Annotated in this window: 13 protein-coding genes; 6 read left to right on the top strand and 7 right to left on the bottom strand. The window is 51.5% G+C overall.

The features are described from left to right. The first annotated feature begins 73 nt into the window (after nucleotides 1-73). A complete protein-coding gene (locus tag HMPREF3047_RS09540; RefSeq protein WP_070584677.1) occupies nucleotides 74-538 on the top strand; it encodes an Lrp/AsnC family transcriptional regulator in 465 nt (154 codons plus the stop codon). A gap of 121 nt (nucleotides 539-659) precedes the next feature. Here HMPREF3047_RS09540 and tsaD read toward each other — a convergent pair whose 3' ends face one another. The 4 genes from tsaD to HMPREF3047_RS09560 all read right to left on the bottom strand — a co-directional run bounded on the left by tsaD (nucleotide 660) and on the right by HMPREF3047_RS09560 (nucleotide 5,851). Further along, entirely contained in the window at nucleotides 660-1,730 is a 1,071-nt protein-coding gene (gene tsaD, locus HMPREF3047_RS09545) for a tRNA (adenosine(37)-N6)-threonylcarbamoyltransferase complex transferase subunit TsaD (protein WP_070584675.1), read from the bottom strand. Between the two features lie 99 nt (nucleotides 1,731-1,829). Then, entirely contained in the window at nucleotides 1,830-3,017 is a 1,188-nt protein-coding gene (ccsB, locus tag HMPREF3047_RS09550) for a c-type cytochrome biogenesis protein CcsB (protein ID WP_070584672.1), read from the bottom strand. Next, entirely contained in the window at nucleotides 3,010-4,962 is a 1,953-nt protein-coding gene (locus HMPREF3047_RS09555) for a cytochrome c biogenesis protein ResB (protein WP_070584671.1), read from the bottom strand. Before HMPREF3047_RS09555 ends, ccsB begins: the two co-directional genes overlap by 8 nt. A gap of 265 nt (nucleotides 4,963-5,227) precedes the next feature. Beyond that, nucleotides 5,228-5,851: a c-type cytochrome gene (locus HMPREF3047_RS09560; RefSeq protein WP_003684518.1), complete on the bottom strand. Its 624-nt coding sequence runs from the start codon at nucleotides 5,849-5,851 to the stop codon at nucleotides 5,228-5,230. A gap of 215 nt (nucleotides 5,852-6,066) precedes the next feature. Here HMPREF3047_RS09560 and yihA point away from each other — a divergent pair, with 215 nt between their 5' ends. After that, the gene (gene yihA / locus HMPREF3047_RS09565) at nucleotides 6,067-6,708 is read left to right on the top strand and encodes a ribosome biogenesis GTP-binding protein YihA/YsxC (RefSeq protein ID WP_070713733.1); all 642 of its coding nucleotides are present in this window, start codon (nucleotides 6,067-6,069) and stop codon (nucleotides 6,706-6,708) included. Between the two features lie 215 nt (nucleotides 6,709-6,923). On the opposite strand, the gene HMPREF3047_RS09570 is transcribed toward yihA, so the two are convergent. Both HMPREF3047_RS09570 and HMPREF3047_RS09575 read right to left on the bottom strand, forming a co-directional pair. Continuing rightward, nucleotides 6,924-7,142 (bottom strand): hypothetical protein, encoded by a 219-nt coding sequence (locus HMPREF3047_RS09570; protein WP_070713735.1) that lies wholly within the window; start codon nucleotides 7,140-7,142, stop codon nucleotides 6,924-6,926. Continuing rightward, nucleotides 7,120-7,353: an RNA-binding S4 domain-containing protein gene (locus tag HMPREF3047_RS09575; RefSeq protein WP_002221492.1), complete on the bottom strand. Its 234-nt coding sequence runs from the start codon at nucleotides 7,351-7,353 to the stop codon at nucleotides 7,120-7,122. The genes HMPREF3047_RS09570 and HMPREF3047_RS09575 overlap by 23 nt, the downstream gene beginning before the upstream one ends. 165 nt (nucleotides 7,354-7,518) lie before the next feature. Here HMPREF3047_RS09575 and dnaE point away from each other — a divergent pair, with 165 nt between their 5' ends. Then, nucleotides 7,519-10,953: a DNA polymerase III subunit alpha gene (dnaE, locus tag HMPREF3047_RS09580; protein WP_070713738.1), complete on the top strand. Its 3,435-nt coding sequence runs from the start codon at nucleotides 7,519-7,521 to the stop codon at nucleotides 10,951-10,953. 241 nt (nucleotides 10,954-11,194) lie between these two features. Here dnaE and HMPREF3047_RS09585 read toward each other — a convergent pair whose 3' ends face one another. Beyond that, nucleotides 11,195-11,530: a hypothetical protein gene (locus HMPREF3047_RS09585; protein WP_003684489.1), complete on the bottom strand. Its 336-nt coding sequence runs from the start codon at nucleotides 11,528-11,530 to the stop codon at nucleotides 11,195-11,197. Nucleotides 11,531-11,818: 288 nt separating this feature from the next. On the opposite strand from HMPREF3047_RS09585, the gene HMPREF3047_RS09590 reads away from it, so the two are divergent. From HMPREF3047_RS09590 to HMPREF3047_RS09600, 3 genes are all read left to right on the top strand, one after another. After that, nucleotides 11,819-12,313 (top strand): restriction endonuclease, encoded by a 495-nt coding sequence (locus tag HMPREF3047_RS09590; RefSeq protein WP_070713743.1) that lies wholly within the window; start codon nucleotides 11,819-11,821, stop codon nucleotides 12,311-12,313. 21 nt (nucleotides 12,314-12,334) lie between these two features. Beyond that, nucleotides 12,335-13,198 carry a mechanosensitive ion channel family protein gene (locus HMPREF3047_RS09595; protein ID WP_004520900.1) on the top strand — a complete coding sequence of 288 codons (864 nt, stop codon included), beginning with the start codon at nucleotides 12,335-12,337 and terminating at the stop codon, nucleotides 13,196-13,198. A gap of 71 nt (nucleotides 13,199-13,269) precedes the next feature. Further along, nucleotides 13,270-14,136 carry a trafficking protein particle complex subunit gene (locus tag HMPREF3047_RS09600; protein WP_070713745.1) on the top strand — a complete coding sequence of 289 codons (867 nt, stop codon included), beginning with the start codon at nucleotides 13,270-13,272 and terminating at the stop codon, nucleotides 14,134-14,136. Nucleotides 14,137-14,163 lie beyond the last annotated feature (27 nt).

A 14,163-nucleotide genomic window follows, 5' to 3' on the forward strand; every position in this document is an offset into this window, starting at 1 on the left:
TTTTATATTACAACGATAATTTTTCTATTATGATTAAAAAATCAAAAAATATTACATTCAAAGGCCGTCTGAAATGGAGCTGGACAAACTCGACCGCAATATCCTCACCATTCTCCAAACACGTGCAGACATTCCGCTGAAAGAATTGGCCGCACAAGTGCATTCGTCGATTGCCACTTGCCAGCGGCGCATCAAAAACCTGACCGAACAAGGCGTCATCCTCCGCCAAGCCGCCATCGTCTCGCCGCAGGCAGTCGGTTTGAACATTAGCGTCTTTGTCCAAGTTGACCTCGAACGCCAGTACCATGATGTGCAAGAAGCATTTGAACGCAGTATGCAGCGCGAGCCGCAAGTTGTCGGGTGTTATGAAATTTCCGGCAATTATGATTTCTTGCTGTTGGTGCATTGCACCGATATGCCCGCTTATCACGCCTTCACGCGCCGCGTGCTCACTTCCGTCAACAGAGTACGCAATTTCAAAAGCCAATTTGTAATGAATTTCGCGAAAACGGAAACCAAAATCGAAATTCCGGGATAACCGGTATTCCTTTGTTTACAAAGAGACTTCACAACATAAATCCATTTAGTTAAATGGCCGTCTGAAAACCCTGTCTTTAGGTTTTCAGACGGCCTTTCATTGCACCGAAACAGTCTAATTATCAACCCTGCTTCACAATATCCGACAGCGGCCAGCGCGGTTTGACATTGAATGCGCCGACAGCCTGACGCTCGGCAAGACGCATCGCACCGGCAAAGGCAATCATTGCGCCGTTGTCGGTACAGTATGCCATCGGCGGGAAATAAACATTGATTTTTTCTTCCTGCGGTTTGGGTTTGCCTTTTTCAGACGGCACTTTGACGGTTAAGCGCGAAAATTCATCGCGCAGTTTCCAGTTTGCACCCACGCCGCCGGCAACCACCAAAGTTCTGAAGCCGGTATCCAACAACGCTTTTTTGGCTTTGGCCGCCAATACGTCAACTACCGCATCTTGGAAAGCGCGGCAAATGTCGTTGCGTGTTTGTTCCGAAATTTCATCGCTTCCGGTTTCAGCACAGACTTTTTCGACAGCGGTCAAAACGGCTGTTTTCAAACCGGAAAAGCTCATCTGCAAATCGTGCGAATGGAGCATGGGGCGTGGGAATGTGAAGGCATCAGGCGTACCGAGTTTGGCCAGCTCGGATAATTTGGCACCGCCGGGATAAGGCAGGCCCAAGAGCTTGGCTGTTTTATCAAATGCCTCGCCTGCCGCATCATCCACACTTTCACCCAGCAAGGTGTAATCGCCGATACCGCGTACAGCCATAAATTGCGTATGTCCGCCCGACACCAGCAAAGCAACAAATGGAAATTCAGGCTTGTCGTCTGCCAACAAGGGCGAGAGCAAATGGCCTTCAAGATGGTGAACAGGGATAACGGGCTTGCCGATGGCAAATGCCAAGGCATTGGCGAAGCCTGAACCAGCCAGCAATGCGCCGCCCAAGCCCGGGCCTTGCGTAAAGGCAACCGCGTCAATATCGGCATAGCCAACGCCGGCTTCCTTCAAGCAACCTTGCGTCAACGGCACGACACGGCGGATATGGTCGCGGCTGGCCAACTCGGGGACAACGCCGCCGTATTCGGCATGCATCGCCATCTGTGTGTGCAAATGATGCGCCAACAAGCCGCGCTCAGTATCGTAGAGCGCAACGCCGGTTTCGTCGCAAGATGATTCAATTCCTAATACCAACATGGTTTGAGGCCGTCTGAAAAAATGATTAAAAACGATTCAGACGGCGTTTTCTCCGAAAACGGAAAAAGGCCGTCTGAAATAAAGTGTGGGATAGGCTGCTTACAAAGTGCCGTAAGAATGCAGGCCGCTCAAGAACATATTCACGCCGATAAAGGCAAAGGCGGTAATGATCAGGCCGATGACCGCCCACCAAGCCAACACTTTGCCGCGCCAGCCTGCCACCAGCCGCAAATGCAACCAGACCGCGTAATTCAGCCAAACGATGAATGCCCAAGTTTCTTTCGGGTCCCAGCTCCAATAGCGGCCCCACGCGTCAGCCGCCCACAATGCGCCGAGAATGGTGGCAATCGTGAAGAACAGGAAACCGACGGCAATCGCTTTGTACATCACTTCTTCAATGACTTGCGAGTGCGGCAGCCATGATTTTTTGCCTGCATCTTCTTTTCTGAGTGCCAGCAGTTCGGCAATACCCAACATGGCGGCGATACAGAATGCGCCGTAGCCGATAAAGTTGGCCGGAACGTGGATTTTCATCCACCAAGACTGCAAAGCAGGGATCAGCGGCTGGATGGTATGCGCCTCGCGTGAAACGCTGTACCACAAGACAAATCCGACCACAATCGCCATAAAGCTGAACACGAAGCCGCCCAGTTTTTGTACGGCAAAACGACCTTCGTAATAGAGGTACATCAGCGCCGTAATAACCAAGAACAAGATGAATACTTCGTAAAGGTTGGAGACCGGAATATGGCCGGCATCGGGACGCAGCAGATAGCTTTCATGCCAGCGCACCAGCAAACCGACAAAGCCCGCCATCGCGGAAACCCACGCAAACACGGTACCCATGCCCAAAAGCGTATTGGACGGCACATTTTTGCGCACCGCCGCTATCGCGCCGACGATATAGGCAAACAAGGCAAAGAACACAAACGCGCATTGCCACATAATCGCCGACTGGCTGCTTAACAGGTATTTGAGCAGGAAACCGTCTGCGCGTTTGATGTCGCCGCCATACAAATCAACGGCCAAATACGCCAAGCACACGCCCAAAGGGATAAACCAGCGCATCGGTTTGAAAAACCAACCCAGAAAAACGGCAATACCGGCACTCACCCACAAAATTACCATTTCGTAGATGTCCATATGCAGACCAGCCTGGGTTTGGGCAATAAACGCACCGACTGCAATCAGCAGCGCGAATGCCCAGTCGAAAAGGTTGAGGTTTCGGATAAATGATTTGTGTGTCAGAAGCTCATGCTCGGGCAAGGCCTGATGTTTGTTATTCATGGTTCAAATCCTTGGCAAGCTGCTGCAATTGCCGTGTGTGTTGCGGAAATTCTTTCTGCAAGTCGCGTTCGTTGCGGCTGGAAGACATGGCAAAACGGATACGGCCGTCTGAAAACAGCAGCCAAGCACGTTTTTCACGAATATAGAACATAAACACCGTACCCAACACCAGCAATACCGAACCCAAATACACCAAGAATGCGCCCGGCGAACGGGTCATCTGCAGGCCGGAAGAGCGTACTTCGGTAAAACTTTCCAGTTGCAGCAGCATCGGCGCGGGATATTCGGTCAAACCGGTGTAAGCATCCATTGCATGCAGCAGGAAGCGGTTGCGTTTTTCATCTTGCGGCCAAACCGGCAGATTGTATGTGCTGATCGTATCTTCCAGAGCGGCATTCATCACGCCATAGAGCATCTCATAGAAATAGCCCTGCATTTTTTCCTGCTGCTCTTTCGGAATGTTGGTGGTAACAAATTCGTCCAAAGCCAAATAGCCGCCTTTGGCAAAAATCGACAAGGTGTTTTCCGCCGCCGCCATGAATTGCTCACGGATTTCGGCAGGCGCGCCTTTAACGGCGTTGGCAATGGTTTTACGGCGTGCCGCATCGTCTTTCAGATATTGACGCAAAGCCATAAAGGTGTCGATTTGGCCGTTTTTATCCATCGGAATACGCAACCAGCGGTATTGCTGCGCCAAGCCGCTGCGTGTGCCGGTAATGAAGAAATAGTCTTCATCTTGTTTTACCGGCAACATGTAATTTTTATATTCGACAGCCTGCCCTGCTTTGTCGCGGATGCGGTAAACGATAGACGGGCCGATGTTGGTGTATTTTTTTCCTTCTTGACGGACAGAGCGAACATCGTTGATGGCGGATTTCAGGTTTTGCTCTTTTTCAGACGGCTCGCTCATGTCTTCGACGTTCATCGAAGTAAACTGGTCGAATTCCAGTTTATAAGAGGTCTTGCCCAAATCCAGCGGAAACTCGCGCATGGAAGTTGCTTTGAGTTTGACCGGAGTGCGGTCGGCATCAGCCAGATTCCAGGCTTTAAACGTCAAGTCAGAGCCGCCGTCGGCAAAACTTGCCTGATAAACCGTAATACCGTGCAGCGTCAAAGGATGGTTGACGCGGATAGTGTGTTCGCTGACTTTTCCGGTCGCCTTGTCCGTTACTTCCAAGTCGCTGGCAAAATCACGCGGCATACCGGTATCGTAAAAGTCGATATGGAATTTCTTTAATTTGACCGAAAACGGCAGGTCTTGCACCAGCATGCCGTTATCCGCATTGAGAAACACCACATCCGCGCTCTGCCCTTCCGCGATATTGACATTACCCCTAAACGACAGGTTGGATTCACCCAACACGCTTTCGGGCTTAAAGTCTTTGGCGTAAACCGCAGTATTGTCCGGCATGACTTGGCCGGTGAGCATGCCGATTTTCAGCAGGATATTGCTGTCTATCAAACCGCCCAAACAAATCACAATCAGCGCGGCATGGGCAAAGATATAGCCCCATTTGTTCATCGCGCCTTTTTTCGCCGCCACCAAAACCGAACCGTCTTCACGCGTAACGGTTTTGCAGCCGTAGCCTTGTACTTCCAAATACCGTTGCGCGACTTCGGGCGTCACCTGTCCGTCTAAAACGATGGAATGGCGCATTGCCGCCAATGATTTTTCCTTCGCGTTTTCACGAAAGGAACGAATCTCGCGCAAAAACGGCGGAACATTGCGAATCAGGCACAATCCGGTGGAAATCACCAAAAACATCATGATGATAACGAACCACGCCGAGGCGTACACGTCGTACAGGCCCAAAAAGCCGAAAATGTGCGACCAAAACGGGCCGAATTTCACCAAATAATCGACTTGTGGCTGGTTTTGCTGCAAGACCGTACCGATAATCGAAGCCACGCCCAGCAGGCTGAGCAGAGCAACGGCAAAGCGCATGGAGCTGAAAAAGGCAAACCATGGTCTACGGATAAGTGGGACGGATGATGAAGATTTACTCATGTTTCAACTGTCGGCTTTGAACAACCCAATCAATCGGGCTACGATGGACGTTATGATGCGAAAGGAAGAATACTGCATATTGTAGTCAAAATCTTGCTGTCGCTATTTGAAAAAACCAATCAGGCTTATCGGCATATATTGGCTAAGGCCGTCTGAAGGGTTTTCAGACGGCCTGTATCAATAAGCTCGTTTCAAAACGAAATTAGTGCAAACCTTGGATGAAGTTGGCTACTGCGTTCAACTCTTCTTCGCTCAGGCGGTTGGCAATATCGGCCATGATGGCGTTTTTGCGTTGGCCGGATTGGTAAGCTTTCATTTGCTCGACAACGTAAGCTTTGTGCTGGCCGCCCAGACGAGGATAGGCTTGGATTTCAGTACCGCCGCCAGGGATACCTGCGCCGCTAGGACCGTGGCAAGACATACATGCCGGCAGTTTTTTAGCGCTCAGGCCGCCGCGATAGATTTTCGCGCCCAGCTCTGGGTTTTCTTTAGGATTGGCTTCGCCCGGTTTGCCTTGTTGTTTGGCATAGTAGGCGGCAGCGTCGCGGATGTCTTGTTCGGACAAGTTCATCACCATCGGTTTCATCACGCCGGCAGCACCGTGGGTACGGGTACCGTCTTTGATGGCCATGGTTTGACCGTAGGTGTAGGCCGCGGCCTGACCTGCCAGTTTAGGATAAGTTGCGATACCGCTGTTACCATCGGCTGCGTGACACGCCGCACAGATAGTAGTCGCTACCTGTTTGCCTTTTTCAGCATCTGCTTTAGGGGCAGCGGAAACCGCACCGGCAGCCAATACCAAGGCCAATAAAGTCAATCGTTTCATGGAGTGCTCCTGATTACAGCATTGCGTACCGCGTCAATGCCTTTTTTATACTCAAATACCGGGGAATTTTCCCGATTAAAACCGATAATTCTATAAACGTGCTATTCTATACCAAGTTTACATTAAATTACTACTCAAATTACCAAACTGCTGCAACATAAATGCCCGATACAAATTATGATGTTGCAGTTTTGTTTCCATGCAAGGAAATGCTGATGAACCTTTTTCAAAACGCCAAATTTTTTACTACGGTCAACCATCTGAAAGACCTGCCCAACACGCCGGCCGAGATTGCCTTTGTCGGCCGAAGCAATGCCGGCAAATCCAGCGCCATCAATACTTTAACCAATCATGTGCGTCTTGCCTACGTTTCCAAAACACCGGGCCGCACCCAACACATCAATTTCTTTGAGCTGGAAAACGGCAATTTCATGGTCGACTTGCCCGGCTACGGCTACGCGCAAGTACCGGAGGCCATTCGTGCGCACTGGGTCAAACTCTTGGGCGACTACCTGCAACAACGCCGCCAACTGATCGGCCTGATTTTGATTATGGACTCGCGCCATCCGCTCAAAGCTTTAGACATTCAAATGCTGGACTTCTTCCACATCACCGGCCGTCCTGTGCATATCCTGCTGTCAAAAGCAGACAAGCTGTCTAAAAACGACCAGATTAAAACTTTGGCGGCGGTTAAAAAATCACTCAAACCCTACACCGAGCGCCAAAAAATCAGCGTTCAACTGTTCTCCAGCCTGAAAAAGCAAGGCATGGACGAAGTCAATCAAGTGGTCGGCTCATGGTTTGACGCGCATCGCGAAGAAATCGAAAATCTTGCGGGCGAAACATCGCCTGAGTGATTGTAAAACAAGGCGGAATGAGATGAGTTGACCAACCGCAAATCTTATTCCGTCATTTGTTTTCCATAATGCCGTTTTCTATCTAACTTTCAAAGGGTATGTATACGCATACCCTTTTTTATTGCGTTTTTTTTTATTTTCTTATCGCAAACTAAAAACAACGACGTATCAGTGAAAATTCTTAAAAAGCATGGTGTTATTCAACTAAACCTTTTTCAGACGGCCTTTGCACCATCTTCGCCATCAGTCCAACCTGCTTCTTTCAATTTCCGCTGTTGCGCGTCATATTGGGCTTTTTCCACCCAATACATTGTCTGAATACAGGCATCACCACATTCGCTGCCGCAACATTCCCACGACTCGGGGCGGACAGGTTCGTCTAAAAGCGGTTCGCCCAAGATGGCTTCGGCTTTATTCTTCAGGGTCGTATCCATCGGCAATTTCCAAGCGTGCGCCGTCAAACTCAATCACTTCGCCGCCGCGTATTTTGGCGGTCTTACGGGTTTCGGTTTCGCCGTTGCGCAACACCAGCCCTTCGGCGATAAATGCTTTTGCCTGTCCGCCGCTTTCGGCAAGGCCGGCCAATTTCAATAAGTCGCACAACGCGATGTATTCGTTGTCTTCAAGATAGACAGTTGCTTCCATCATTTAATCCTTTTCAATAATGGCGATATTTTAACATGGCCGTCTGAAAGAAAGCCCCCTTCTGTTTTATTTGCTTTATCCAACCCCATTACATTTGGTTTTCAGACGGCCTTTAACTGCCAACCCTGCTACAATACGCCTTTTATTGTTCACGCCGATTTTGCCATGACCGAGCCGACCTACATCCCCCTGCGCCTGCATACCGAATTCTCGATTACCGACGGTATGGTGCGGATTAAAAAACTGATTGCCAAAGCGCAGGAATACGGTTTGCCTGCTTTGGGCATCAGCGATTTGATGAACGAATTCGGCTTGGTGAAATTCTATAAAGCCTGCCGCGGTGCAGGGATTAAGCCCATCGGCGCGGCGGACGTGTGGATAGGCAATCCGAATGCGCCCGACAAGCCGTTTCGCGCCATGCTGATTATCCGCAACGATGCGGGCTATCTGCGCTTGAGCGAGCTTTTGACGGAGGCCTATGTCGGCAAAGACCGCAATATCCATCATGCGGAACTCAACCCCGAATGGCTGGCAAACGGCGACAACAGCGGCTTGATTTGTTTGAGCGGCGCGCATTACGGCGAAGTGGGCGTGAATCTATTGAACGGCAATGAAGAAGCGGCGCGGGCGGCAGCGTTGAAGTATGCGGCGTGGTTTCCCGATGCGTTTTATTTAGAGTTGCAACGCCTGCCCGAACGCCCCGAATGGGAGGCTTGCGTTTCCGGCAGCGTGAAGCTGGCGGAGGAACTGGGTTTGCCGGTAGTGGCGACGCATCCGACCCAGTTTATGAGCAGCGACGATTTCAACGCGCACGAGGCGCGGGTGTGCATCGCGGGCGGTTGGGTGCTGACGGACAAGAAACGTCCGCGCGATTTCACGCCGAGCCAGTTTTTCATTCCGCCGGAAACGATGCTGGAGCGTTTCTCCGATTTGCCTGAAGCCCTCGAAAACACAGTAGAAATTGCCAAACGCTGCAATCTGCACATCACATTGGGCAAAAACTTCCTGCCGCTCTTCCCTACTCCAGACGGCCTGTCGCTGGATGATTATTTGATCAAGCTCTCCAACGAAGGCTTGCAAGAACGCATGGTTCAGCTTTATCCCGACGAGGCGGAGCGTGCGGCAAAAATGCCGGAATATCAGGAACGTTTGGATTTTGAGTTGAACATCATCATCCAGATGAAATTCCCCGGCTATTTCCTTATCGTACAAGACTTTATCAACTGGGCGAAAACACACGGCTGTCCGGTAGGACCGGGTCGTGGCTCGGGTGCAGGTTCGCTGGTGGCGTATTCATTGAAGATTACCGACCTTGATCCGCTCAAATACGCGCTGCTGTTCGAGCGTTTCTTAAACCCTGAACGCGTCTCCATGCCCGACTTCGACGTGGATTTCTGTCAAGCAAACCGTGGCCGTGTGATTGAATATGTGCGCGAGAAATACGGCGCGGAGGCGGTCAGCCAGATTGTCACCTTCGGCACGATGTCGTCCAAAGCGGTCATCCGCGACGTGGGACGCGTGCTGGAACTGCCGTTCATGCTGTGCGACAAACTGTCCAAGCTGATTCCGTTAGAAGCCAACAAACCCCTGAGTTTGGAAAAAGCCATGGAGGCCGAACCGCAAATTCAGGAATTAATCGAAGCGGAAGAAGCAGACGAACTGATTACGCTGGCGAAAAAGCTGGAAGATTTGACACGCGGTTTGGGTATGCACGCAGGCGGCGTGTTGATTGCACCGGGCAAGATTTCCGATTACAGCCCCGTGTATCAAGCGGACGAATCCGCCTCGCCCGTATCCATGTACGACAAGGGCGACGTGGAAGACGTGGGTTTGGTGAAATTCGACTTTTTGGGTCTGCGCAACTTAACCATTATCGAAATGGCGCAGAACAACATCAAAAACACCACCGGCGATATCGTCGATGTTGGCAAGATTCCGCTTGACGACCAGGCCGCCTACCAAATCTTCCGCGATGCGAACACCACCGCCGTCTTCCAGTTCGAGTCGACCGGCATGAAAAAAATGCTGAAAACGGCGCACACGACCAAGTTTGAAGAACTCATCGCCTTCGTATCGCTCTACCGCCCCGGCCCGATGGACAACATCCCCGACTTCGTCGCGCGTATGAAGGGACAGGAATTCCAATACATCCACCCGCTGCTCGAAGGCATCCTTGCGCCGACTTACGGGATTATGGTGTATCAGGAACAAGTGATGCAGGCGGCGCAGATTATCGGCGGCTACTCACTCGGTGGTGCAGACTTGTTGCGCCGCGCCATGGGTAAGAAAAAACCCGAAGAAATGGTGAAACACCGCGAAATCTTCGCTGAAGGCGCGGCCAAACAAGGGATTTCGCGCGAAAAATCCGACGAAATCTTTAACTACATGGAAAAATTCGCCGGCTACGGTTTCAACAAATCCCACGCCGCTGCCTACGCCCTGATTTCCTACCAGACTGCATGGCTCAAAGCGCACTACCCCGCCGAATTTATGGCGGCAACCATGTCGTCTGAATTGGACAACACCGACCAACTCAAGCATTTCTACGACGACTGCCGCGCCAACGGTATCGAGTTCCTGCCGCCCGACATCAACGAATCCGACTACCGCTTCACGCCGTATCCGAACATGAAAATCCGCTACGCACTCGGCGCGATTAAAGGCACGGGTGAAGCAGCCGTCGAATCCATCATCGCCGCGCGGCAAAGCGGCGGCAAGTTTACCGGCCTCTTGGACTTCTGCGAGCGCGTCGGCAAAGAGCACATGAACCGCCGCACCCTCGAAGCCCTGATACGCGGCGGCGCGTTCGACAGCATCGAACCCAACCGCGCCATGCTCTTGGCGAACATTGACCTTGCCATGAACAACGCCGACCAAAAAGCCGCCAACGCCAATCAGGGCGGACTTTTCGACATGATGGAAGACGCCATCGAACCGGTGCAACTCGTTGACGTGCCCATGTGGAGTGAGTCGGAAAAACTCGCCGAAGAAAAAACCGTCATCGGCTTTTATCTGTCCGGACACCCGTTCGGCCCATATGCCCAAGAAGTCCGCCAAATCGCCCCGACCAAATTAGGCCGTCTGAAACCGCAAGACAGCGTGCGCCTCGCTGGGTTCGTGACCGCCGTGCGCACCATGATGGGCAAGCGCGGCAAAATCGCCTTCGTCAGCCTTGAAGATTTGAGCGGTCTGGTGGAAATCATGGTCAGCGGCCACACGCTGGAAAACTGCGCCGACTACCTCAAGTCCGACCAAGTGCTGATTATCGAATCCAAAGTCAGCCGTGACGACTACGGCGGCGGCGATGGGCTGCGCATCATGGCCAACCAAGTCATGACACTGCAAATGGCGCGCGAACGCTACGCCCGCAGCCTCAGCCTCGCCCTCTCCCCCGGCCACGACATCGCACACCTCGCCGCCATCCTTACCGCCCACCGCCTGCCCGACACGTCGCACATCCCGCTGCAACTGTCGTACAGCAACGGCAAAGCATCAGGCAAATTGAAAATTGCACCCAAATGGATGGTAACGCCAAGCACCGCCTTGTTTGACGAACTGGAAACATTGCTCGGCAGCAGGGCAGTTCGTGTGAATTGGTAACACTAAAGGCCGTCTGAAACTATACGTTCAGACGGCCTTTAATTTAAAAAGCGCTTTAAAAACATAAATCAAATACGGATTGAGGCTTTCAGACGACCTTATTGTATAGAGAGATTATCTGAAAAGTTTATTGCAAGAGACTTTGGCTAATAGGAAAAGATAGCCCACAAAAAAAGGGGGGGGAAAATACACCCCCTTTTTCTATAGAAGCCCCATATCAAAGGCCGTCTGAAAAACAGTTTTATTTAACGATTTCAACCGGGCCGTGGTCGTCGCAGTGATCTCCGTGTTGGTGATGCAGACGGCCGTTGACGATGTAGTCGACGTGATCGCCGTGCGGTACAGCTTCGTGGCCGCAACCTTCGCCGTGAACGTGGCCGTGGCAGGTGTCAACCGGATGGCAGCCGTCAGGGTTGGTTTCATTGACGCTCAGGGCGTGCTCGTCGTAGTGGCCGTTGTGTTCATGGTGCAGGTGACCGTCGTGCAGATAATCGACGTGGCCTTCATGTTTGATGGCAGTGTGGCCGCAGTTTGCGCCGTGAACGTGGTCATGATGTTCGTGGGTTTTACAGGTCATTTTTCTCTCCTAATGTTCAGTGAATAGCAATCTTTCTCGATTGATTTTTTCATCTTATCTTTTTTTGATGCAAACGTAAAAAAATTTACAGTTATTAATATATTGTTACGATATATCATCTATTGATATATCAGCCTATTTTGTTTTTCAGACGGCCTTTTATTTATCATTCATTTATTTTCAGTGGGTAATTTAACCCTTTCCGCCTATGCTGAATATCGAATTTTTCAGCCGTAACGGGTAATATTGAAACCAAGGGATAAATCCTTCAAACAAACAGGTACTGCAATGGGAAAACAAGCCAGACTTTATATGGTTCGCAGCACGCAAGGTGCGCTTTATGACGTATTTTTCGAGCGCGGTGTGGCGGCGTTGGCCTGGCCTATGCTGGCCGAAGCGGCGGCAAAAGGCTTTGGCCGTGAGGAGCTGACGGATATTTACCGTTCGGCCGTGCCGGATGTGAAGTTGAGAACGGCGCAATCGGGCGCGGCTCAGGTGTGGCGGTTTGTCAACGAGTTGGCCGATGAAGATGCCGTACTGACCTACTCGCCTGCCCTGCGCCGTTATCGGGTCGGCAGGATTACGGGCGGCGCGGTGCATTGTCCGCAATGGGACGATGAAAAAATGTCGCTGGTGCGGCCGGTTGAGTGGCTGGGCGAAGTGTGCCGCGACGATTTGAGTGCGGCGGTGCAACGGGCTTTGGGCAGCGTAGCGACTTTGTTTGCGGTATCGGAGGCGTGTGCGGCAGAAATTTTTGAACGCGTGGGTTTTCAGACGGCCTAAGAAGGGAAAGGAAACAGGATTATGTGGAACACCATGCATGAATGGCTGAACGCTTTGCCTGTCAGTGAAGAAATCATCAAATCGGCATTGATGTCGGTATTGATGATTGTGGCCGTCATTGCCGGGCGCAGCATTTTGCTCTCGGCGCATTTTCGCAGCCATCCGGATTTGAGCATTGAAAACAAACGCCGCTCGCTGGTGTTCAGCCGTAACGTAACCATGCTGCTGATCCTGCTCGGGCTGGCGATGATTTGGGCGGCGCAGATTCAAACTTTGGCCTTGTCGATGTTTGCAGTGGCCGCGGCGATTGTGGTGGCAACCAAAGAGCTGATTATGTGTTTGTCCGGCAGCATCCTGCGCTCGGTAACCAAACAATACTCCATCGGCGACTACATCGAAATCAACGGCCTGCGCGGACGGGTGGTCGATATCAATATGCTGAACACGCTGATGATGCAAATCGGCCCTAATCCGTTGATCGGCCAGCTTTCCGGCAAAACACTCTCGTTTCCCAACAGCCTGCTTTTGAGCCATACCGTGCGCCGCGACAATATTTTGGGCAATTATGTGATTCATACGGTGGAAATCCCCGTGCCGATTCATTTGGATTCGGACGAAATCATAGGCCGTCTGAAAGCTGTGCTTGAGCCGTTGTGCGCGGCCTATGTTCCCGTTATCCAACAATATTTGGAAAACGTTCAAGCGCAAAAACTCTTTATTACCCCCGCCGCCCAGCCGCGCGTGTCCCGCGTGCCGCACGATGACAAGGTGTACCACATCATCGTACGCTTCGCCTCCCCCGTTTCCAAACGGCTGGAAATACAACAGGCCGTCTTAGACGAATTTTTGCGCACGCAATACCGACTGATCAACCAAACAAAATAGTACGGTGTGTTTATTGATACAATCAAATCCCTTACAATAATAAAGTTCACAATCAACAATAAGGAAAAGTCATGTTGCCCGAATCAGCCCTTGCCGAAATGTACCCCGTCATTATGACCCCCAGCCATGACGGCAAATATTTCCACAACTACACCCTCTCGCTTCTGAACATCGTCCACACCAACGCCTCCCTCGGCCTGCCGCTGCAAGTAATGATGCAGCGCGGCGAAAGCCTGATTACGCGCGCGCGCAACAACTGCGTGGCCAAATTTTTGGAAAACAAAGAATGGACGCATTTATTCTGGATTGACTCCGACATCGGCTTCTCTCCCGACTCATTCTACCGCCTGCTCTTGGCCGATAAAGACGTTGTGGCCGGCGTTTATCCGCTCAAACGCGAAAACTGGCCCCAAGCAGGCCTTCCTGCCGGCATGACCCAAGCCGATTTCGAGCGCATGTACACTTCTTACACCGTCAATACCAACGACAAAAATGAAAACGGCGAAATCGTCCTGAAAGTCGATGAAGAAGGCTTTATGAAGGTTCATGACGCGCCAACCGGCTTCATGGTTATCAAACGCAGCGTATTTGAAAAAATGATAGAGGCTTATCCCGAGTTGAACTACGTCTCCGACAGCGACTACAGCCCGGAAAACAAAGGCCTGCACTACCGTTTCTTCGACTGCATGGTCGATCCCGAAAGCAAACGCTACCTGTCCGAAGACTACACCTTCTGCCACCTCTGGCGTCAAATCGGCGGCGAAGTGTACGTCGACGTACAATCTAACCTGACCCACCAAGGCGCAAAAGTGTATCGCGGCTCGTTTGCCGAATCCCTGCAAACCAATGTTGCCAATGCCGTATTTGCCCCGAAAGGCACACCAATGCGCCTCGAACTGGCTGCGCCATTGCACGCCAATCCGCGCGGCGCAGAATAAAATTGGCCGACAGGCAGACAAGACACT

The organism is Neisseria sp. HMSC075C10 (assembly GCF_001815615.1).
GTDB classification, from domain to species: Bacteria; Pseudomonadota; Gammaproteobacteria; order Burkholderiales; family Neisseriaceae; genus Neisseria; species Neisseria subflava_A.